The following is a 22,319-nucleotide window of genomic DNA, read 5'->3' as shown; positions in this document are numbered from 1 at the left end:
TCTCCTCACGATATAATAAAATCAATAATGCGTTCTCTTGTCATGTCCAGTACAGTATCTACGAACACTCCTGCAAAAAGGATCAGATACAGAATTACACTCAGCGAAAACAGAAATGCAACCTGTACCCAGTCACGGTAACAGTATGCAGTCGCTATAATCAACAAAGTGAATATAAACCCAAGGATCCCTCTGACAACCGCATAAGTCTGTACTGTCATCTTTACTGCCAGTCCGATCACAAAAAGGATCAGCCATACCGGCAGTAATAATATTTTCCCAGCAAGTTTTAAAATAAACATGTGCACCTCCTATCTTACCAGTCCTGGCATATCATGGTTCACCTCTGCCTGATAATACCCGTTCATCGTAGACGGTGCATTAAACAGGGATGCTAATAAATATTTCTTGATGTTCTTCACTTTGGTGGTGTTACCACGCATACAGTGTAAGACATACTCGATATGTGAATAGGTCAGCATCAGAAATTTTTTCTTCACCAGTGATGCCGGATACCAATTGCTGGCAATCAATATCTTGTCATTTTTACACATCACAGTTTCTACGATCAGGTTCACGATTTCATCTACCTGTCGCATATCGTCATGATGGGTTACTTCCAGTGATTCATAATCAATGGTCTCTTTGACAAGGTTTTCATAAGCCTGATAATCCTCAGAGCGGTTATCGCTATCAAATCTTTTCTCATCCACAGATATGATAGGATTAGATTTATTATCATTCATTTCAGTATAACTAAGATTAGTATTATTAGGGTTTGAAATGTAAACTTCTTGAAGTTTGTTTTCGGGACTTCTAGAAGTTTGATTTTGGGACTTCATGAAGTTTAAATTGTAAACTTCTGCAGGCTCTTCATTTTCCACAGAAGTTTGTTTTTTAAACTTCTCTAATTCCTCTCCAAATTTTTTCGCATCTGTTTTCTCAGGCATAAAGGTTTTTACGTAGATAACATTCACCTTTCCAAATCCCTGCCTGCGTTTCTCAATCAGACCAATTCCTGTTTCGTCATCCAGCTCTCTCATGGATTTGATGGCTTTATTTCTGCCACAGTTCAGTAATTCCATGATATCTTCGATGGAAAAGTAGATATATGCTCTGTTTTTGTCGTCAAACCACTGATTTTTGATGGAAAGAGACATTCGATCCAACATCAGTCCATATAAAATTTTAGCATCGCTTGATAAATCTTTAAAATAGCTGTCTGTAAATAATGCTTTTGGTATGCGGTAGAAGCTGAACTGATCAGCTTCGGTACCGTAAAAATAATTAAATGTCATTTTTTTCTCCATAATTTCCTCCTTTCATTTTCTGCTAAGAAGTCCTCTTTTTAAACTTCTTTGACATTGTTTTCTTAGCTTTTTCTCTCCTTAACAGGACTGTTCCTGCATCCACTTTTCTAATAATGATTCAATCACCTGCTCCATATCTTTGGCTGTATAATCATCCGGAAAATACTTTGTCAGTTTCTTTTCTGAGAAAGTAAGAGACCGGGATACTTTCTTTGCCATCACACAGTTATTGAAAATCGATAACATCTGAATCTGATTGATTGGTCCATCATTCAGCTGATTTCTGAGTGCTGCAATCTGTTTTGGTTTGATGAATCCGGTGTCGCTGATATATTCGTAGATCCATCCCTGTACTTCCTTATCGATGTAGGAGATATCAATAGCAACTGTAAATTGGAGCTTTTTCTTATCTACCAGATCTAAAAGTTCTGGTATTAATTCCGTAAGACGAATATATCTTTGAACCTGTCGTCCACTTTCTCCATTATCCTTTCCAATGAGATCTGCCGTCTCATAATTCCCGACATTTTGTCGGGGATTTTCTTTGGTCGGACGACCTGCTGTTCTTCTCATAGCATCCATTTTCATCTTATATGCAAATGCTTTCTCACTCGGTAACAGTTCCTCTCGCTGAATGTTAGCGTCCACCATCGCAATCACGGCATCATCATCCGATAATTCTCTTACGATTGCCGGAATAGTCGTAAGTCCTGCAAGCTGTGCTGCATGCATTCTTCTATGACCGGATACCATTTCATATTCTTCATTATCATCCATTCGAAGCAGTACCGGTGTCAGTACTCCATTGATCCTTACACTTTCAACCAGATCCTGCATCTTTTCATCATCCAGCACCTTGAACGGATGATTTTTAAACGGATGGATCTTACTGATTTCTATCTCCATTGCAGATTCTTCATTTACCACACCCAGCAGTTCATCAATGCTTGCCAGTTTAATCTTTTCGCCACTTCTATTTTTCATTTTTCAAAACCTCCTGTGTTAAGTTCTTATATGCTTCGGCAACTTTTCCTTTCGGGCAGTGCATGTAGATGCTTTTTCCCTCTGCACTGGTCTCAGCAGCTTTTACAGACATCGGGATCACATTTTCAAATACCTCGATCTGACTTCCGTAGGTTGTATGTACTCTCGATGCAATATCCCTTGCGTAATTGGTTCTGAAATCTACCATGGTCAGGAGAATGCCCTCAATCGCCAGTTTCCGGTTCAGTCTTTTCTTTACTGTAAGAATGGTCTTGATCAACTGTTGAAGTCCTTTAACAGGCAGATATGCGGCCTGCACAGGTATCAGAACAGAATCAGAAGAGACCAGTGCATTGATCGTCATCATACCAAGACTCGGCATACAGTCGATCAGGATATAATCGTATCGTGATCTTATCGCATCGATATATTCCTTCATGATCATTTCTCTGCTCATAACATTTCCCATCGTTACTTCCAATGCAGAAAGCTCAATATTTGCCGGAAGTAGATCTACATTTTCCTGGTGATGTAAGATACCATCTTCCAGATTGATTTCTTCTTCGTTGATGACATCCATCATGATCGTTGCCAGTGTGATTCGAAGATCATCCGGTTCCTCATATCCGAGACTTGCAGTTAAACTTCCCTGTGGATCCGCATCGATTAGCAACACTTTCTTGCCTTCTCTTGCCAGTCCAATACCTACATTTACAGTTGTGGTAGTCTTGCCAACTCCACCCTTTCTGGTTTACTACGGATATAACTTTACACATGATTTCTTCCTCCTTTAACTTTCCCATGATTCTTTTTTCCATAATTTTAGCAGTGCCAGTATTTCCCGTTTCATCATTGCCGGTGTATAAGAATTTGGAAAATACTTGTGTAACTGCTCATTGGTAAAAGCTACTCTGGTGATCTCACCTTTTTTAACTTCACACATGATTTCTTCCATCTTTTCTAACGATAACTGTTTTTCTTTACTCAGCTGCTTTATCCGCTGAGCCTGTGAGAGTGACGGAATCGCCTGTGCATAATCCATTGCTTTAAGCAGTTCTCTTTGTTCATTTTCTTTCAATGCAGCAATCTCTACTGCCGGACAAAAAGAAATAATCTCATCATCCAGTTTCTGCAACATTTCCGGTATAAGCTTTGTCAGTGATATATAACGCTGCACTTGTTTTGGGCTATCACCACAATCCTCACTGATAATATCTATCGATCGTTTTCTTGGTGTTTTGTGGTCAACTTGGCTCTTTTTTCGACCACTTTTTCTTTTTAGTACGTCATTCTTCAGTTTGTAAGCAAAAGCTTTTTCGCTGTAGCTGATCCGTTCTCTGTGAAGATTAGAATCCACCATACTTAAAATGGAATCATCTTCACTTAATACCCGGATAATCACCGGTACTTTACGATATCCCAGTTTCTCCGCAGCATGTTTTCTTCTGTGGCCGGATATGATCTCATAGTAGCCATCCGGTACTGGTCTGACGATCAGCGGATTTAAAATGCCATACTTCTCAATGCTTTCCTGCAGAAGAAACATTTCCTTATCATCTTTTACTTGAAATGGATGTTCCTTAAAAGGGCGAAGACGCTCAATCTCAATTTCTATGATTCTTTCTTCTTTTTCTCCTGATTGTCTGTTTGGCTCAGTCATCTTGACTCCTTTCCTCCAGGATTCAGAAACTAAAAAATGCCTGCCTGGAACTTTTATAGATAGTAAAGTTCCAAACAGACATTGCTGTTTGACCATTAGCTGTAGCTAATAGAATTGAATACTGTTTCAGCTAATTTATGTTTGCAGGTTTGGGAGAGATTGTTTCTTTTCCCTCCTTTTCTCTGATTTACATCCCCGAATAAAGGGTGACAACGGAGAGGAACCCAAATGTTAGCTGGACTTCCTAAAACCCAGGTTTGCAAACCGGTAATTTTGATTAGCTGTCAGCTAACAAAAATCGGATTGCGTTAGCTGGAAATTGATCATTTTGAATGGAATTTTGTGTCACGAACGTGATTTGAAAATAACAAAAGCGTTCGTTGTCAGCTAATCCAGCTAACATTTTCGAACGCTTTGAAGCCCGTCGCCAAGAGGATTTGAACCTCCGACCCCTCGCTTAGGAGGCGAGTGCTCTATCCAGCTGAGCTATGACGACACATGCCGCAAACCCTTGATTTTACTGGGTTTCTGGGATTTTTCCCTTCGGCCATATATAAGATTATCAACTCTTTTTCGAGTTGTCAATCTACAGATTTTTTTGATTTGGTAACATTAGAACGTTCCCCAATTTGGGGAATGCTTTGTTGTCACCATTAGCATTTTTCAGAATAGATTCGAACTGAAAGTTGTTTTTCATTTTTCCCTTTGGGGAATGCCTCGGCTTTCTCTTAGGAGGCGAGTGCTCTATCCAGCTGAGCTATGACGACACATGTGATTTTATATATTCCAAAACCACATCGACAATTGTACTATATTTGCACCTAAAAGGCAAGGTCTAAATCAAATTTAGCTTTTAAAAATGCAGCTGTCCCTGAAGCCAGATGATTCCTTTAAATCTTCTTCCCACCTGCGGTTCTCCAAATAGATCCTGTTTGTTGATGCATATATCAAACTGCATATCATTGCTTTCCACTGTCATCTGATAAAGGTTTTCACCTGTAAGCACATTCTGGAAGCTTACAACATCTCTGATCTCTCCCATAATATTATACTGGTCACATTCAATACCATATGGCATAAAATAGGAATCGACGATAGTCAAAATATCATCATTCACAATTCGCTCGGAAATCATCGAATAAGTGTCCATATCTTCCATTGTCAGGCTTTCCATGGCTTCCTCGTCACCATTTCTGGCAGCCTCGATCAAATTGGTACGATTTCTTGTCGATTCTTGGGCCACTATCACTGCTTCCTTATCTTTCTGAACAGGCAGGAGAATTGTTCCCTTTTTGGCAAGTCCGGTAAGGGTCAATGGCTGCCCGCCAAAAGTTCCCTTTGAACTTTCAAGTATATATTCTGCAGGATTTTGCAAATAAAAAATCAATGTTACACCAATTCTAAGATCATCACAAGCACCTGCAAAAGATTCCTTATCCGCATGTCGTTCAATCGTAACTTTCTCCTGCGTGGTAATCCCTGTCCCCCTAAAAAAGGGGAAGGAATATTCCACCTGAAACTGATTGTCTTCATCATACTGTCCGCAGACGGTGATCCCGCAATCACATCCATAATTTTTAGAGAATTCAGCAAAAGCACCATCCGGATGGTTCTCCACAACATATTTTTCGTCATAAGAATCAATCACGTCACGGATCAATTCCTGCATTTCTTTTCTTTTTGTGATCTTTGAAAATCCGATTGATCTCAAATAGCTGTGCACGAAAACACCTCCTGTTTTGCTGTACGTTTAATGACACTTTATTTTTAAAATATCAATGCATTCTTGTTTCGCTTCAATATTGTGCTGGAAACGCCTTACATATGTGTATTATTTATTGGACTTTTTCTCGATTTTTGTCATTCCACCCATATATGGCTGAAGTGCTTTCGGAATATTAACACTTCCATCTGCATTCAGATTATTTTCAAGGAATGCGATCAGCATTCTTGGCGGTGCTACAACAGTATTATTTAAGGTATGTGCAAGGTATTTCTTTCCATCTGCTCCATTTACACGGATTTTCAAACGACGTGCCTGTGCATCGCCCAGGTTAGAACAGCTTCCTACTTCAAAATACTTTTTCTGTCTTGGGGACCATGCCTCTACATCCAGGGATTTTACCTTAAGATCTGCCAAGTCACCGGAACAGCATTCCAGGGTACGTACCGGAATATCCAAAGAACGGAACAGATCTACTGTATTCTGCCACAACTTATCAAACCACATTTTGCTTTCTTCAGGTTTACATACAACGATCATTTCCTGTTTTTCAAATTGATGGATGCGGTAAACGCCTCTCTCCTCCAGTCCATGTGCACCTTTTTCTTTACGAAAACAAGGAGAATAACTTGTAAGAGTCTTTGGAAGTTCTTCCTCTGGGATGATCTGGTCAATAAATTTACCAATCATGGAGTGCTCACTGGTTCCGATCAGGTATAAATCTTCACCTTCGATCTTATACATCATTGCATCCATCTCAGCAAAACTCATAACGCCTGTTACCACATTACTGCGGATCATAAAAGGCGGTACACAATATGTGAATCCCCTGTTGATCATAAAATCTCTTGCGTAAGCGATTACTGCGGAATGAAGTCTGGCAATATCGCCCATCAGATAATAAAAGCCATTTCCGGCAACTCTTCTTGCACTATCAAGGTCAATCCCGTCAAAGCTTTCCATAATATCCGTATGATATGGAATCTCATAATCCGGCACAACCGGCTCTCCAAACTTTTCAATTTCAACATTCTCGCTATCATCTTTTCCAATAGGAACAGATGGATCAATAATATTCGGAATAACCATCATATCTTTCAGAAGCTCTTCTTCTACTTCTTTCTCTCTTGCGGAAAGCTCCTCAATACGTGCACCAGATGCAGCTACCTGTTTCTTTACTTCTTCTGCCTCTTCTTTTTTGCCCTGTCCCATCAGAGCTCCGATCTGCTTGGAAATTTTATTTCTCTGTGCACGCAGTGCTTCGACTTCCTGTTTGATTTCTCTGTTTTCTTTATCCAGTTCCAGTACCTTGTCTACCAGTTCAAGCTTATTATCCTGAAATTTATTACGAATATTCTGTTTTACTACTTCCGGGTTTTCTCTTACAAATTTAATGTCTAACATAATGTCCTCCTGATACTAATATTCCTTTTGGTATACTTTCTTTTTTTCATGATCTTATTGTATAGAAAACGTCACTTTGTTTTCTGTTTTTCGTTTTGCATTCTTTTCAAGTTTATTTCTTTATTGTTTTATAACAACAATCTAACCCTGCATTGATACCACACTATTTTACTCCTCAGTCTCAAGATTTCCAAGGCCAAAATTAACAGCTTTTCTCAATGCTTCAACTTCTTCCTGACTTAAAACAACATATGATTCGCCTTTTACTATTTCTTTCAAATACAGGAAGCAATTGTCACGGCTATGCACTGCATTTAGTATAAGACCTGTATTATCTTTGTCAAGTAAGGCAAGCGCAAAACTTAATTTTCCACCGACATCATCAAAAGCATCGTACTTTTCTATCCCATATTTGCTGAACATAGTTTCCATATTATGCTTAATAAAACTAATGTCATGTTCATGATCCTCTTTTGCTTCATAAAGCCGGTCAATCTGATTAAATTTTCTCACAAATACCTTTTCCAGTGATTGGGCATCGCTGCCTTTCATGAACATTTTGTACTTACGTTCCAATCGACTGAGACGCATTTTGCTGCCCAACACATTTGCCAGGAGAATTAATGTGAGGATCAGCAATATAATAATAATGATTCCTGGATCGATTCCCATGCTGTCAAAAATACTGCTCATAGATTCTCCTTATCTGATAGATTCAAACAGCTCAATAATTCTTTCCAACTCATCTCTTGAATAATATTCGATTTCAATTTTTCCTTTATTATTCTTTTTTCTTTGGATATGAACCTTTGTGCCCATGATTCCTTTCATTTTTTCTTCCAGACTTTCATAGATCACATCCTCTGTAGTACTGCCTACATTTCCCTTTCTTTCTTTTGCAGGCTCAAGAAGCTTCTTTACCAGTTTTTCAGTATCCCGGACACTAAGTTTTTCATCAAACACCTTCATTGCAACGGAATACTGTGTTTCCGGTTCTGTAATCGCAAGGATTGCCCTGGCATGGCCTGCAGAAATCATTTCATCAATCAGCATTTGCTGCACTTTGGGAGCCAATTTTAAAAGTCTCATTGAATTTGTAACCGCAGTCCTGCTCTTTGATACTCTTTCTGCGATCTCGTCCTGCTTCAGCGAAAATTCCTCAATTAGACGCTTATATGCCATAGCTTCTTCAATAGGATTTAAATCTTCCCGTTGAATATTCTCAATCAGTGAAATTTCCACAACCTGCTGATCACTTAACTCTTTTATAATTACCGGCACCTCTTTTAATCCTGCCAGTTTTGCAGCTCTCCATCTTCTTTCGCCTGCAACGATCTCGTAATAGTCCTTTTTATCGGACACTAATAGTGGTTGTAAAACGCCGTACTGTTTAATGGACTCTGAGAGTTCTAACAATGCATCTTCATCAAACTGTTTTCTTGGTTGATTTCGATTTGGCTCAACCTTTGAAATTTTCACGGTTAGCACAGACTTGTTATCTTCACCATGTGAATCCTTACTTTTCACAGATATTTCTGTCGTTTCTGCTGAAGTATTTTCTTTTTTAACAGTTGTTTTTACTTTCTCTCCGTTCTTTTCAGGAAACAAAGCATCTAATCCTCTTCCCAATCCTGTCTTCTTTGCCGCCATTACTCACCCTCCCTGTTGATTACTTCCTCAGCCAGGAGGCGATAGCTTTCCGCGCCTGCTGACTTCGAATCGTAGATTGTAATTGGCTGACCATAGCTGGGAGCTTCTGCCAGTCTGACATTTCTTGGAATAATAGTTTTATAGATATTCTGATCCAGATTATCCTTTACATTTTCTACTACCTGTAACGACAAATTTGTCCTTGCGTCATACATGGTAAATACAACGCCTTCAATCTCCAGAGAATTATTCAATCTGTCTTTTACCAATTCAATCGTATGGATCAGCTGTGACAGTCCTTCCAACGCATAATATTCGCACTGAATAGGTACTAGTACAGAAGTAGCAGCTGTCAATGCATTGATGGTAAGCATATTCAATGAAGGGGGACAATCCATGATAATATAATCATAATTATCTCTTACTTTATCTATAATCTTTTTTAATATATATTCTTTTTCATCAATACCAACCAGTTCTATTTCTGCACCCGAAAGATTAATATTTGATGGTATCAGATCCACATTCTGTACCACATCTTTCACAATTGTATTTTCTATTTCTGCTTCATTTAACAGAAGTTCATACAAAGTATTCTCTGTTGAGTTTTTATCAACACCTAATCCACTGGTAGTATTTCCCTGCGGATCAATGTCTATTGTAAGAACCTTTTTCCCCCGTTCGGCAAGACACGCTGAAAGGTTAATTGCTGTTGTAGACTTGCCTACGCCACCTTTTTGGTTGGCAACAGCTATAATTCTCCCCAATGCTCTTCCTCCTTCTTGTGTTACTTCTATTTAAACTCCCCTATTTCCTTTTGATCCCCAAATCAAGAATTAATTTTTTGACTTACATTACAGTTCGATCTGCAAATATATATGTTCACATAAACTGTTGTACTTATGTTATCATGAATTTTTGAACTCAGCAACTATATATCATGATACTAGTACAAGTCTAACTCCACATGAGTTTGCTCATAAGTAGATGAAAGACCTTGGCGCACGTCAATATAATTATAAAATCAAAACGTCAAGTTCATATTCAAGACAGTTTTAATCTTTTTCCAGACTGCTCTTTTTGTTCTTTCTGAATCTGATTCTTTTCTAATAAATTATAACACTTTTATTTTTTTCATGCTACATAATGTTTCACGTGAAACATAGAAAAAGATGTTTTATTTGTCAATAAACTTGTGTAATATGATAATTTGTAAAAAGCCAAAAATAATTCAAGAATGCCTCGGCATTCTTACTGCGAGGTGCACGTCATGCAATTGCATGACATACTTCTCCTGCGCGCCTCTGCAATCCTGCCGAAGGCTATATCAGCTGGGGGATTGACTCCCACCACTGATACCAGCTTGTTTCTCACCACCTATAGAGGTGGGAGTCTTCTCGACTGAGATAAATATAGCCAAATCACGTAAGTCACCTGTTTCAATTGCAAAAAATAATAAGCAAAAGATAGGAGCTTGCGGACTTGATAATATCAGAAAGAGTGCCGTTCCTTCTGATATATTGTGGAGCAGTTATTTTGTTATGAACAAATAGCGAAACAAATTGCGAATGTCGGTTTGAACAAATACGAATCTCTGACTTGAATCATTTAATGAATACGCATATCGCGATCAGAATTACTTAATGAATACGCATATCTTACTCAGAATTATTTATAACCAAAGTAACAGACATCATTCATGAAAGAAATGAATCTTAATGAATCTGTCCTATATATTTCAAAGCTTCAACAAAAATCCAGAATGAATTTATTCAAGTCGAGCAGCCGCGAGACTTTGCGCGTGATTCTGGTCAGCGTAAGCTGACGTATTCTTTACAGAATCACTGCGCATCCTCGCGGAGCGTTTATCTCAGTCGGAGATTGGATTCCCACTGAGACGAACTTGCTGCTACTCACCGCCTGAAAGAGGTGGGAATCTTCTCGACTGAGGTAAAGCGTGCTGAACGATAATTAATCAAATAATGCAAGATAATTTTTATTCAGCAAAAGACAAAATTATTGATGTAGTTAACTTTATCTAAGTATTAGATATGTATATGCCACAGTAAAAAATCAGACAAGTTATTTGTAAAACAATGTACCGGTAAATAATTGATATGAATAACAAAAATGTTTTATGCTATATCCTAATAGGAAACTTAACATTGTAAATTCACCAAAATTGGCTTATAATATGAACTATGATGTAGCTAAGCAGTGTTATTATAGTTGCAAAGAAAAATGGCTACTATTCCAAAAACAACCCGTAAGTTTTTTGACATGTATATTGTCAAAATCCCGAGACATACAAAGATACAAGGCAAATACCATCACCAAAAGTAATTTGGCGCTCACTTCTTGTAATAGTGGTCGTCACCTCGCATCTGATATAACAGGCAGACTTTTGGGTGTGCATATTACGAAACAGTCCGTATAATAAATTTTAATGAGAATTTTTTAATCATCAGGAGGGATTGTAATGAAAGAACATAACCGAAAAATTATTACTCTTGCAGCTCTGACAACAATTGCTGCCGGAGTTATCCATGTAGCAAACCGTTGTATTGCTGCATCCTCCCAAATTAAGAATCTGCTTCCAGCAACCGAAAACCAATATTATGATTGGAGATTTGGCAAGATTTTCTATACAAAAAGAGGATCTGGAAGTCCATTATTATTGATTCATGACACAATAACAGGTTCTTCAGGATATGAATGGTCATTAACTGCTGATCGTCTTGCAGAAGAGCATACTGTATATACTATTGATCTTTTAGGTTGTGGTCGTTCTGATAAACCTGGAATCACATATACAAATTTTCTTTTTGTACAGTTGCTTTGTGATTTTACTAAGAATGTTATTAAAGAAAAAACAGATGTAATTGCTTGTGGTTTTTCATGTTCTTTTATTACAATGGCTTGCCGTTATGACAATACCTGTTTTAATAAAATTATATTCGTAAATCCACCCAGTATCAATTCCTTAAAGCAATATCCTTCCGAAAAGAATAAATTATTCAAATATTTAATTGAATCCCCAGTTTTTGGAACATTGATATATCATATGATTGTTTCACGTGAAACAATTAGTAATTTGTTTATTGATAATCTCTATTTCAATCCGTTCCATGTAGATGATCGAACAATTGATGCTTATTATGAATCAGCTCATAAAGGTGGCTATTATGCCAAATATATGTATTCCAGTCAAAAATCCAAATACATGAATATCGACATTAGCAAAAGTATTCAGGAAATGGATAATAGCATTTATATTCTAACAGGCGAAGCTGAATATAAAAGAGAATCTATTGTTGATGAATATATGCAGTTAAATCAGTCTATAGAAACATCCGTTGTTGAAAAAGCAAGCATTTTCCACATATGGAAAATGCATCAGGATTTTTAAATGCTGTTTCTGATTATCTGATTCAATAATCTGGAAATCTGGATTTGCATATAATCTGAATTTTAACGAAATAACTGTGGAATAGTTTCGGTTAGGACAAGTAACAAAGCGGATGGCAAATATCCGTTTGATTACAATTTTCAAGTCGAGCAAACAAACAAATTAGTTTCACTCGTACTAAGTCCCTCAATTTCTTGAGGACTTAGTACGCTTTTTGCGCCAGTAGTGGAAGTAATAGTTTGTTTCAGCAAACATATTTCACTTATATCTAGTACAGTAATAATAGTAACCACTATATTGACTTTCCTTAATTTTCACTGTACTAGTAACATCCTTGCGGAGCAATTTATATATAGTAGTGATATTATTCTGTAAGATTCCCATTACAACAAAAAGTGGCGGTGATAAATCATAACACTTCAAATATTGGACTTCAAACCCAATTTTAAATGTTTAAAATATCACCGTCACTTTTTGTCACTTTTCATCTCATTTGAGAAGATCCCCACTTCTATAGTGGTGAGTAATAAGAAATCCTCCGTGGAAGAGCATAGCACGAATCAATCCGTAGATATCATAGTTCGAGGCTTTTGCCCAAATATCATTATAATAGTATTTATCAGACAGCGGATAGGCTCCAGATTACTTGACAAGCCCAAGAGATCCTGATAAATTATATGTCTTGAAAATTTCAAAACTATATCATTTGCTTTTCAGTCGCCTAATCTACATCCACACTATTTGTACCATCAGTATTATCTGCAGAATTAGAATCTTCATCAGTAACATTCTCTTCGGCTGCCAAATCTGAACTTTCTTCAGATGATTCAGAATCTGTTTGTCCTACAAGAGTTTTATAACTATCAATCAGTTCTTTTACTGTCATCTTGTTTACCAAATACACTTTCTGACCAACAACAGCTGCATAAAAATTGGTATCATACTGATAGTAGGCAATCTCTGTCTTTTCACCGTCTACATCTGTCAATTCCACATTAAAATCTGGCTTATTATTATTTTCATATTTTTCCGTTAATCGTTTTTGTCCGGTCATATTAATCAGCTTGTTATAAAATGTAGTAAATGGAGTGCTGTCATCCAATTCTGTTCCATCCAGCTGATAACTTAAGGTTGTGGTACTTGTTGTGGAAGAATCATCATCACTATTATCCTCAGATGTTTCACGTGAAACATCAATTACATGCGTCTCTCCCTGATATTCTGCCTGCAGGCTCTCAAGATTGTTTACAGAAAGATAGCTTACTGTCATATCCCAGAAATCTTCTTTTGTCTTTCCAAGGAATACAGATAATGTATCATTTGAGATAGTGTATATTTCTTTACTGTTATTTACCATTACATATCTTCCGTCATCATCAGACTGCTCACCTACAAGAATTGTCATCTCACGATTTACCATTCTAGTCTGAGCATCTGAAGAATCCGTAACAGAGGTATCTTCTTCTGCAGAATCCGTAATAGAGGTATCTTCCTCTGTTGAATCCGTAGCGGAGGTATCTTCTTCTGTAGAATCTGCAGCAGAGGCATCATCCTTATCTTCTGTAGAATCAGTAGCGGAAATATCTTCCTTATCTTCTGTAGAGTCCTGCTCATCTGCAAAATTTTCTTCAGATGTATCTGCATCTTCTGAAGAATCACTTTCCGCCTCCACTTCCTCCTGATAATCAATGGTAATGGTTCCATAAGGTTTATCCAGTCCATACTCTGAAAGATCTGTGCAATTGTAATTTACAAAAGATCCATACGCAATGCTTGCAATCGATGAAGTAAGACTGCTGACTTTTGCGGAGTCTGCTTTTTCGGATCCGTCCTGATCCTGAATATTCCAAAGTCCTGTAGTATCATCTTTGGTCAAAGTGTAACTGTCATCATTTTCATCAACTGTAACATTGCTGACCGTTGAAGAATCTATCACAGGAAAGGTTCCAGCTTTTGCATAATCATACAAGGTCTTCATAAATGGCTGAAATACTGAATCTGCTACAACATAAATTTTCGACTCATCCTCACCATTTTCCACATAATACTGACTTGTGGATTCATTTTCCATTCCCACATGCAGTACTGTCTCTTTGCCATCTTTATCTGTTACAGTAATCGTGTTTGTAGGATCATCTAAACCATACTCTGTAGTATCTGTAACATTGTCCAGAACACGATCCGCTTCAACATTATCCAGACTTCCTATGGCCTCTGTCAGTTTATCCTGATCTACCGGAAAGTCCCTTTCATCGCTTTTGATCCATTCATCATTATTTTTTTCAAAAGTAACTTCTTTCTTATCAATCACAAATTTGATTGACTGAACATCCTCGGAGGAAATGGAGAAAACCTGGGTTTTCTCCTCTTCCTCTTCTGCATTTTCTTTTTCTTCCTGTTTGGCCACATATGTCTTAACACCTACATATGCGCCGCTTAAAACGACTAATACTGCAACTGCAGTTATCAGATTCATTGATTTTTTCTTCATCAGGCTTTTCTCCTCTTAAACCAGATCACAAAACCTGCCACTAAAAAGATACCAGGAATCAAACCAATTGTACAAATCTTCCAGAAACTTGCATCATAATCAGATATTGTCAGATATGATACTTCCAGGCTCTTGGACGGAATAGAAACAGTGGTGGTTTCCTCTGTAGATACCATAGAGTTAAGGCTTTCTGTCACAAGCTTCTCATTTCCTCCAGAAACCAGCTGATTCATTTGTGAATCCATAATATAGGAAGAAGAATAGTAGATTATTTGAGTCTCTTTTCCATCTCCTACATCTTCTTTAATGCTTACACCAAGAGCAAACGGTCCTTCTACATCTCCGTCTTCCTTTTCCAGCGTCTCACTTTGCAGGTTTGTTTTTGAATAAGCACTGTCAGATGTTGTAAGAATATCCTCAACGGTTACAGTATCTCTAACATCATCAAGTTTCTGGATTCCCTGTGCGTAAGGCATGATAATATAATATCCGGAAGAGGCTGTTTCAGAGGATGCATCTGTACTATTAACGGTAGGAAGCAGATAATATGGCATCTGCATTCCATAATGCTGGTTATCTCCCTCAAAAACAATACCATCAGCAGCTTTCACTCCGTAGTTTTCAAGCACAGCAGCAAAATTGGTCAGCGTGCTCTCTGTATAATCGGAGAAGATCATTGCTTTTCCGCCATTTTCCAGATAATCCAAAAGTGCTGTTTTTTCATCCTCAGAAATATCGCTGGATGGAGAATCGATTAGCAGACATGCTGCATCATCTGGCACACTGCCCTCACTGATCAAATTCAAGGATTTGATCTCCATATTGGCCTTTTCAATATCTTCTTTGATGGTGCTGTCCAGTTCTTTCTCTCCATGTCCTTCCAATGTATAAAGAACAGGAAGATTCTCTGTTGTTACATAAGCAATCGCACTTGTGATCTGTCCTTCTCCGTCAAATCCGGTTGTTTGGTAACTGTAAGTATTATAATCCATTGTAGATTCGTACAGGTCATTATAATTCACTACTTTATTTCTGTCTCCGCATACAATGATCAGACTATTGGAAGATACCTGATCACTTGTGTATTCAGAAACAAATTTAGGACTTACAACCGGATCCTTCAGTTCAACCTTCACATGTTTGGACTCATCTGCATATTTCTGAAGCAGATTACTGATAGTTTCATCCTCAGAGCCGCTTTGAGCGATCTGATAGATGGTAACATCTTTGTCCAGATTTTTCAGGACTTTCTTTGTCTCATCACCAATACTGTACAACTGCTGATCACTAATATCAATCTGTGTATACTTGGATGGCAGTTTTCCTACGATCATGTTGATCACTACCACGATTGCCACAAAGATCACGATCAACAACGTACTGTAAGAGCCATTCCGCAGATATTTCTTATTAAGCGGCATCTTTTCCTTAGATTCTTTTTTTGTCTGTTCGTTTTTATTTTTTCCTAATAATTTCATTTCTCCACCTCCTTAATTCCAGCGTCTCTTCACGATTGACTGGACAGTAAGGAATATACAGATTGCAATTACAGAAATAAAATATACAATTCCTGTTACATCCAAGATATTATTCGTAAAGTTCTCGTAATGTGCACTCAGATTAAACACTTCCAGAATCTTTTGGATCCCACCTTCAAAAATACTGGATTTCACTATATATGTGATGGCAAGTGCCGCTTCTCCACAGATACAGATGATTGCTGATATTATTGTATTCTTAATCATAGTATAAATAATGATACAAAATGCAAGAATCAGGCAACCAAATGCAATGCAAGTAGAAAGTGCTGTCTGTGAAAAGAATGAGGAAATCCCACTCATCATATAAAATGCAAACAGAAATACAAACGTAAGCACTGCTGCGATCACCTGACTTTCTGTTATGGATGAAAAGAATACTCCAATGGCAATATTTGCACATCCAAGAAGAAAGAACCCAAGAATCGCTGTGTAAGCTCCCTTATAGGATACAGTTCCAAACTTTGACATGATCAGCGGATATGTGCACATCACAGCCATAGGTATTGCAAAAACAGTTACCAATGCCAGATATTTGCCCATTACAATGCCTGTAACAGACACAGGGGATGTAAGAAGCAGCTGATCTGTTTTCTGCTTTCTTTCTTCTGCCAATACACGCATAGTAAGAATGGGCACACTAATAAGAAATACAAACGTAAGCGCACTCATAGTATACTCAAACTTTGGATAAGCGGATGAAAGCTGATAGGCGGAAAAATAAATTCCTGCTAAAACAAGGATAAAAAATATAAACAGGTATCCGATCATGGAGGTCAGATAGCTTTTTAGTTCTCTTTTATAAACTGCTGTCATCTGGATCTTCCTCCTTTTCTGCCGGTCCGCTTACTGCTCCAGCACTTGTTTCTATCTCCACATCTGCAACGATTTCTGTATCTGTTTCCGTAGCTATATCTGTGTGGATATCTGCCTCTGAAGCGGCTGCTTCAGTCTTCTTATCAGATTTTGCATCTTCTGCCTGCTCCTGCTTTTCATTTTCGGTAAGCTCAAGGAATACTTCCTCAAGAGAAGCTCTCTTTGTTTTCATCTCAAGGATCGGACAGTCAGCTTTAACCATACTGTAAAATACCGCTTCTCTTATATCTTTATTTTCATCCAGGGTTAGCGATGCATTCCAAATATTTTCTTCAGATGATTTTTCCAGTTTTATCTGTTTAATGCCTTCCACTTCAGCAAGTGCGTTCTGAATCTCACTGCGATTTCCTTTGATCAGCATATTCAGATTATTGGATCCTGCTGCCAGTTTGGCCAGATTTTCCGGTGTATCACTGGCAACCAGCTTCCCGTGTGAGATAATCAAAACATAATCACATACTGCACTGACCTCTGACAGAATATGAGAGCTTAAGATCACAGTATGCTTCTTTTTAAGGCCTTTGATCAGTTCCCGGATCTCATTGATCTGCTTAGGGTCAAGACCAACAGTAGGCTCATCCAGAATGATCACCTCCGGATATCCCAGCACTGCCTGGGCAATTCCTACCCTCTGTCTGTATCCTTTGGAAAGATTCTTGATCAGACGATGTTTCATGTCCGTTATTTTAACCATATCCATAACTTCTTCGATCATGGATGTCTTCTTTGCTCTTGGAATTTTTTTAAGATCAGCGACAAACTGCAGGTACTCAAGAACAGTCATGTCAAAGTAAAGAGGTGGCTGCTCCGGAAGATAGCCAATACATTTTTTTGCTTCCTCAGGCTCCTCCAGAATATCATGCCCATCAATAACAACGCTTCCTTCTGTGGAAGCAATATAGCCGGTGATCATATTCATGGTAGTAGATTTACCGGCTCCATTTGGTCCTAGAAAACCGTAGATTTTGCCTTTTTCGATAGAAAAAGAGAGATGATCAACCGCTTTGTGATCTCCATAACGCTTGACCAGATTATTCACTTCAATCAAGTTTTTCTCCTCCTTTTTTGCTGTGAAAGCCTAGGATAACCGCTGACTTTCATATATGGTAATGCGGCTTACATGCCACATTTCCATATAGCAAGAATGCCTCAGCATTCTTGCCGTATGGATACTCCTTTAACATATATTTTATGTTTAAGATGTGAGGAAAATTGTATGATTGTGTGAAAAAAGTGTGATAGTTATGTGTTTCAAATGTGAAATTCCAGGTGTTTTATCCAGTATTTTATCTGATATTTATGATGGTATTACCGCTCCTAATGGCTCTTTAGAAGGAAGTCCAGCCTTTCTTGGATACTTCTTTGGTGTTGGTTTTACCTTGCGTATCACCACAAAAGATCTGTCCATATCTGTGTCCTGCAAGAGAAAAACGCACCACCTCTTCTCTTTGTCCTCCTAAGATCTTTACAGCCTTTTCAGCCTGGATAAGCTCCTGATCAACACTACCAGATTTATAAGAAATAAAGCATCCGCCCTGCCCTACAAACGGGATACAATACTCGGAAAGAGTGCTTAAATTAGCCACAGCACGGGATACACAATAGTCAAAACTCTCCCTGTATTCCTTCTGTTTTGCATAATCTTCAGCTCTTCCATGCACAGTATTGATCTTTGTAAGCCCCAGCATTTCTGTTACCTCATTCAGGAAATTGATTCTTTTATTCAGTGAATCCAGCAGAAGGATCTCCAGCTTTGGGAAAGCAATCTTCAGCGGGATCCCTGGAAAACCGGCTCCTGTTCCTATATCGATCAGCCTTTTTCCAGCCAGCTCTTCCGACTTAAAACAACTGGTTTTTACCACAGCAAGGCTGTCAAGAAAATGCTTTGTGATCACTTCTTCATATTCTGTGATCGCCGTAAGATTCATGACTTTATTCTTCTCAACAAGGTATTCATAATAGGTGAGAAACTGCTGTTTCTGTTCCCTGGAAAGGGTAATAGAAAGCTGTTCCAGCCCTTTTTCAAATGATGTCAGATCATAGTTCATCAGGGTTTCCTCTCTCTAAATAAATATGATGTTGGGAGCAAAACACCCAACTATTTTAGAATGTTTCAGTGGGACAAATATACCAGAAGTACAGAAATATCTGCAGGAGATACTCCGGAAATTCTGGATGCCTGACCAATGGATACAGGCCTGTAAAGTTCCAGTTTCTGTTTTGCTTCCAGGCGCAGGCTTCCTACCTTTTCATAGTCCAGATCTGCAGGTATCTTCTTTTCTTCCAGCTTCTTAAACTGCTCCACCTGCTTCAGCTGACGACGGATATATCCGTCGTATTTCACATTGATATTGACCTGTTCCTCTACGTCCCTGGGTAGCTTTGGTCTTGTGGGATCAATCGACTGGATCGCATCATAAGAAAGTTCTGGTCTGCGGATCAGTTCTGCAAGTGTTGTACCGGATTTTAATGGTGTGCTTCCTAAGCTTTCCAGAAGCTGCTGTACCTGCGGTGTTCCTCCAATAGTCGCATTTTCGATCCTCTTAATCTCATCTTTGATCTGCTGCTCTTTAACAAGGATCTTCTGATAAGTAGCATCATCCACAAGCCCTACCTGCCATCCTTTTTTACGCAGACGCAGATCTGCATTGTCCTGGCGGAGAAGAAGCCTGTATTCTGCACGGCTTGTCATCATACGGTATGGTTCATGGTTTTCCTTTGTTACCAGATCGTCTATCAACACTCCGATATATGCCTCTGAGCGGTCCAAAATCAGCTGTTCCTGGCCTTTTACTTCCATAGCCGCATTAATTCCTGCTATTAATCCCTGAGCTGCTGCTTCCTCATATCCGGAGCTTCCATTAAACTGTCCTCCACTGAACAAGCCTTTGATTTTCTTAAATTCCAGAGTGGGATAAAGCTGTCTTGGATTAATGCAGTCATACTCAATTGCATAAGCATTTTTCACAATTTTTGCATGTTCCAGCCCAGGTACTGTATGGTACATAGCCTTCTGCACATCCTCAGGCAGGGAGCTGGACATACCTCCGATATACATTTCATTTGTATATTCGCCTTCAGGCTCAATAAACACCTGATGTCTTTTTTTATCTGCAAAACGTACTACCTTATCCTCAATGGAAGGGCAGTATCTTGGGCCTGTTCCATGGATCATTCCGGAATAAAGCGGAGACCGATCCAGATTATCCCGGATGATCTGATGCGTCTCTTCATTGGTGTAGGTGAGCCAGCAGGATTTCTGCGGGATCTGTACATCTTCCGGATCAGTAGAAAAGGAAAACGGCACTACTCTTTCGTCTCCAAACTGCTCTTCCATCTTGCTGTAATCAATGGTATTTCCTGCAATCCTGGCAGGTGTACCTGTTTTAAAGCGGAACATTTCAATTCCCAGTTCCTTCAGGGAATCGGTAAGATAATTGGCTGCCTGAAGACCGTTAGGTCCTGTATAATTACTTATATCCCCATAAATACACCTTGCCTTCAGGTAAGTTCCTGTGCAGAGAACCACTGCTTTACAATGATAAATGGCACCTGAATATGTTTCCACACCTGTGATCCTGCCATCCTGTACCAGCAGCTTTGTCACCTCTCCCTGACGAATGGTAAGGTTCTCCTGATTTTCCAGTGTTTTACGCATTTCATTGCTATAGGCCTGCTTGTCTGCCTGGGCACGAAGGGAATGAACAGCCGGTCCTTTGGAACAATTCAGCATCTTTGACTGGATAAATGTTTTGTCAATATTCTTCCCCATTTCTCCGCCAAGTGCATCCAATTCTCTTACCAGATGTCCCTTGGAACTGCCGCCGATATTAGGATTACAGGGCATAAGCGCAATACTTTCCACACTGACTGTAAACATAATGGTATTAAGTCCAAGGCGTGCCCCTGCCAGTGCTGCCTCACAGCCTGCATGCCCTGCACCTACAACAACAATATCAAAATCTTCTTCTATTCTTTTCATTTGCTGTCTGCTCCTTTTACCTATTTTCCCATACAGAATTTACTGAATATCTCATTTACCAGATCTTCGCCTACCGACTCTCCTATGATCCTTCCAAGGCTCTCATAAGCGCTCATAAGATCTATAGAAAAGAAGTCTTCAGGCATATCATCAAGAATACTTTGTTCCACCATTTTCAAGCTTTCCAGTGCATCTGTAAGGGCTTCCTTATGCCTTGCATTTGTAATATAAACCTGGTCATTAAAAGTGATTTCCCCCTGGAAGAAAAGCTTCCGGATCTGTTCTTCCAGTTCTCCTATCCCAGTCTCTTCTTTAGCCGAAACCGGAATTACAGGATGTGAAACCAATGTCCTAATATCTTCTGTTGTAACAGCCGGATCCAGATCTGTTTTATTATAAAGCACAATGGCTTTTTTTCCTTCCAGCATCTTCATGATCTCATGATCATTTTCATCAAGAGGCGTAGATGAATCTACCACATACAGGATCAGGTCCGCGTCCTTTGCCAGCTCCTTTGCCTTTCCTACGCCAATCTTTTCAACCACATCCTCTGTCTGCCGTATTCCTGCAGTATCTGCCATTTTCAGGGTGATTCCATGAAGATTAATATACTCCTCCAGCACATCTCTGGTAGTTCCTGCAATATCTGTAACAATAGCCCTGTTTTCCCCTGTCAGAAGATTCAGCATGGAAGATTTCCCTGCATTTGGCTTACCAAGGATCACTGTACGGATACCCTCACGGATCATTTTTCCATCTGAAGCTGTTGCGATCAGATGATCCATCTTCTTTTCCTGTGTTTTTACTACTTTGAGAAGCTGCTCCGGATATCCATCCAAACTGATATGTTCCGGATCGTCCAGTGCAGATTCAATATATGCAATATGGTAGATCAGCTCACTGCGGATCTGTGTGATCACTTTTTTTACAGAACCCTTCAGCTGGCTCATAGAGCAGTTCAAAGCTGATTGATTCTTTGCCTGGATCACATCCATCACTGCCTCAGCCTGGGACAGATCCAGCCTTCCGTTTAAGAATGCCCGTTTTGTAAATTCGCCTGGCTCTGCGATCTTTGCTCCGTTTTTCAAAACTGTTTCCAATACCCTGTTCATGGCATACACACCGCCATGGCAATCGATCTCTACAGTATCCTCTCCTGTAAAAGTGCGGGGTGCCTTCATGATCATCACCAGAACCTCATCTACCAATTCCTCTCCATCATAAATATATCCATAATGAATGGCATGAGATGCCGCTTTGCGGATATCCTTTTTCCCACCTTTGGGTCTCGT

At 39.0% G+C, this 22,319-nt stretch carries 16 protein-coding genes, 1 tRNA gene and 2 pseudogenes; 1 reads left to right on the top strand and 18 read right to left on the bottom strand.

What is annotated here, in order from left to right:
• Nucleotides 1–5: 5 nt before the first annotated feature.
• The 11 genes and pseudogenes from R1Y93_RS07300 to R1Y93_RS07250 all read right to left on the bottom strand — a co-directional run bounded on the left by R1Y93_RS07300 (nt 6) and on the right by R1Y93_RS07250 (nt 9,498).
• A complete protein-coding gene (locus R1Y93_RS07300; RefSeq protein WP_055171371.1) occupies nt 6–302 on the bottom strand; it encodes a hypothetical protein in 297 nt (98 codons plus the stop codon).
• A 9-nt stretch (nt 303–311) separates the two neighbouring features.
• Nucleotides 312–1,310, bottom strand: coding sequence for a DUF6017 domain-containing protein (locus R1Y93_RS07295; RefSeq protein ID WP_226837798.1), 999 nt, complete (start codon nt 1,308–1,310; stop codon nt 312–314).
• 78 nt (nt 1,311–1,388) lie between these two features.
• Nucleotides 1,389–2,294 (bottom strand): ParB/RepB/Spo0J family partition protein, encoded by a 906-nt coding sequence (locus R1Y93_RS07290; protein ID WP_055171373.1) that lies wholly within the window; start codon nt 2,292–2,294, stop codon nt 1,389–1,391.
• Nucleotides 2,284–3,070 (bottom strand): annotated as a pseudogene (locus R1Y93_RS07285) (ParA family protein). Before R1Y93_RS07285 ends, R1Y93_RS07290 begins: the two are co-directional and overlap by 11 nt.
• A gap of 14 nt (nt 3,071–3,084) precedes the next feature.
• Nucleotides 3,085–4,050 carry a ParB/RepB/Spo0J family partition protein gene (locus R1Y93_RS07280; protein ID WP_055284953.1) on the bottom strand — a complete coding sequence of 322 codons (966 nt, stop codon included), beginning with the start codon at nt 4,048–4,050 and terminating at the stop codon, nt 3,085–3,087.
• Nucleotides 4,051–4,376: 326 nt separating this feature from the next.
• Nucleotides 4,377–4,450 (bottom strand) — tRNA-Arg (locus R1Y93_RS07275).
• Nucleotides 4,451–4,807: 357 nt separating this feature from the next.
• Nucleotides 4,808–5,677 (bottom strand): DUF3881 family protein, encoded by an 870-nt coding sequence (locus R1Y93_RS07270; protein ID WP_158422176.1) that lies wholly within the window; start codon nt 5,675–5,677, stop codon nt 4,808–4,810.
• Nucleotides 5,678–5,785: 108 nt separating this feature from the next.
• Nucleotides 5,786–7,081, bottom strand: a complete 1,296-nt coding sequence (gene serS / locus R1Y93_RS07265; RefSeq protein ID WP_500822273.1) for a serine--tRNA ligase — start codon at nt 7,079–7,081, stop codon at nt 5,786–5,788.
• A 168-nt stretch (nt 7,082–7,249) separates the two neighbouring features.
• Nucleotides 7,250–7,774 carry a DUF4446 family protein gene (locus tag R1Y93_RS07260; RefSeq protein WP_158422174.1) on the bottom strand — a complete coding sequence of 175 codons (525 nt, stop codon included), beginning with the start codon at nt 7,772–7,774 and terminating at the stop codon, nt 7,250–7,252.
• A gap of 9 nt (nt 7,775–7,783) precedes the next feature.
• On the bottom strand, nt 7,784–8,731 hold the full coding sequence (locus R1Y93_RS07255; RefSeq protein WP_500822272.1) for a ParB/RepB/Spo0J family partition protein: 948 nt from the start codon (nt 8,729–8,731) through the stop codon (nt 7,784–7,786).
• A complete protein-coding gene (locus R1Y93_RS07250) occupies nt 8,731–9,498 on the bottom strand; it encodes a ParA family protein (protein ID WP_500822271.1) in 768 nt (255 codons plus the stop codon). Before R1Y93_RS07250 ends, R1Y93_RS07255 begins: the two co-directional genes overlap by 1 nt.
• A gap of 1,712 nt (nt 9,499–11,210) precedes the next feature.
• Between R1Y93_RS07250 and R1Y93_RS07245 the strand changes: the two genes are divergently transcribed.
• The gene (locus tag R1Y93_RS07245; RefSeq protein ID WP_500822270.1) at nt 11,211–12,140 is read left to right on the top strand and encodes an alpha/beta fold hydrolase; all 930 of its coding nucleotides are present in this window, start codon (nt 11,211–11,213) and stop codon (nt 12,138–12,140) included.
• A gap of 721 nt (nt 12,141–12,861) precedes the next feature.
• Here R1Y93_RS07245 and R1Y93_RS07240 read toward each other — a convergent pair.
• The 7 genes and pseudogenes from R1Y93_RS07240 to mnmE form a co-directional block, all read right to left on the bottom strand.
• Nucleotides 12,862–14,631, bottom strand: a complete 1,770-nt coding sequence (locus R1Y93_RS07240; RefSeq protein WP_500822269.1) for a DUF4340 domain-containing protein — start codon at nt 14,629–14,631, stop codon at nt 12,862–12,864.
• On the bottom strand, nt 14,631–16,109 hold the full coding sequence (locus R1Y93_RS07235; protein ID WP_500822268.1) for a Gldg family protein: 1,479 nt from the start codon (nt 16,107–16,109) through the stop codon (nt 14,631–14,633). Before R1Y93_RS07235 ends, R1Y93_RS07240 begins: the two co-directional genes overlap by 1 nt.
• Before the next feature lie 12 nt (nt 16,110–16,121).
• Nucleotides 16,122–16,985: an ABC transporter permease gene (locus tag R1Y93_RS07230; protein WP_500822267.1), complete on the bottom strand. Its 864-nt coding sequence runs from the start codon at nt 16,983–16,985 to the stop codon at nt 16,122–16,124.
• Nucleotides 16,969–18,093, bottom strand: a complete 1,125-nt coding sequence (locus R1Y93_RS07225; RefSeq protein ID WP_500822266.1) for an ABC transporter ATP-binding protein — start codon at nt 18,091–18,093, stop codon at nt 16,969–16,971. The genes R1Y93_RS07230 and R1Y93_RS07225 overlap by 17 nt, the downstream gene beginning before the upstream one ends.
• Before the next feature lie 249 nt (nt 18,094–18,342).
• Nucleotides 18,343–19,093: pseudogene (gene rsmG, locus R1Y93_RS07220) on the bottom strand (16S rRNA (guanine(527)-N(7))-methyltransferase RsmG).
• A 65-nt stretch (nt 19,094–19,158) separates the two neighbouring features.
• Nucleotides 19,159–21,027, bottom strand: coding sequence for a tRNA uridine-5-carboxymethylaminomethyl(34) synthesis enzyme MnmG (gene mnmG / locus R1Y93_RS07215; protein WP_500822265.1), 1,869 nt, complete (start codon nt 21,025–21,027; stop codon nt 19,159–19,161).
• 20 nt (nt 21,028–21,047) lie between these two features.
• On the bottom strand, nt 21,048–22,319 hold a 1,272-nt coding region (gene mnmE, locus R1Y93_RS07210; protein WP_500822264.1), incomplete at its 5' end, for a tRNA uridine-5-carboxymethylaminomethyl(34) synthesis GTPase MnmE.

The sequence above is a fragment of the Blautia sp. HA3515 genome, from assembly GCF_059933065.1.
Note: the sequence above shows the minus strand (reverse complement) of the source record. Positions and strands in the feature narration are given on the sequence as shown.